Annotated in this window: 1 protein-coding gene; it reads left to right on the top strand. The window is 64.3% G+C overall.

Annotation, left to right across the window (positions count from 1 at the left end):
• A partial coding sequence (locus tag ASU03_RS20465) for an HDOD domain-containing protein (RefSeq protein WP_157466015.1) occupies positions 1-743 on the top strand: 743 nt, incomplete at both ends.

The following is a 743-nucleotide window of genomic DNA, read 5'->3' as shown; positions in this document are numbered from 1 at the left end:
TCCCAACGCGACCATCGACGACATTACCGGCGTGGTCGAAACCGACCCGGCCCTGGCCGCGCAAGTCGTGAGCTGGGCGGCATCGCCGTATTACGCCTCGCCGGGCAAGATCCGCTCGGTGGAAGCTGCAATTGTGCGCGTTCTGGGCTTCGACCTAGTGAACAACCTGGCCCTCGGCCTTGCGCTAGGCAAGATCTTAAGTCTGCCAAAGGACCATCCGCAACAGGCTACGCCCTACTGGCACCAGTCGATCTACACCGCGGCGGTAATCGAAGGCCTGACCCGTGCCATGCCGCGCGCCCAGCGCCCGGAAGCCGGCCTGACCTACTTGGCGGGCCTGCTGCACAACTTTGGCTATCTGTTGCTGGCCCACGTCTTCCCGCCGCACTTCTCGCTGATCTGCCGGCACCTGGAGGTCAACCCGCACCTGTGCCACAGCTATATCGAGCAACACTTGCTGGGGATCAGCCGCGAGCAGATCGGGGCCTGGTTGATGCGTTACTGGAACATGCCGCAAGAGCTGTCCACTGCCCTGCGCTTCCAGCATGACCCGACCTACGACGGCCAATACGCCGAATACCCGAACCTGGTGTGCCTGGCCGTGCGCCTGTTGCGCGGGCGCGGCATCGGCTCCGGGCCTGAGGCCAAGATCCCGGACGAGCTGCTGGAGCGCCTGGGCCTGGACCGCAGCAAAGCTGAGGATGTAGTGAGCAAGGTGCTGGAAGCCGAGGTGTTGTTGCGGG

The sequence above is a fragment of the Colwellia sp. TT2012 genome (assembly GCF_001440345.1).
Taxonomy (GTDB): domain Bacteria; phylum Pseudomonadota; class Gammaproteobacteria; order Enterobacterales; family Alteromonadaceae; genus Colwellia.
The sequence above is the reverse complement of the archived record's forward strand: the minus strand, read 5'-3'. Positions and strand labels throughout refer to the sequence as shown.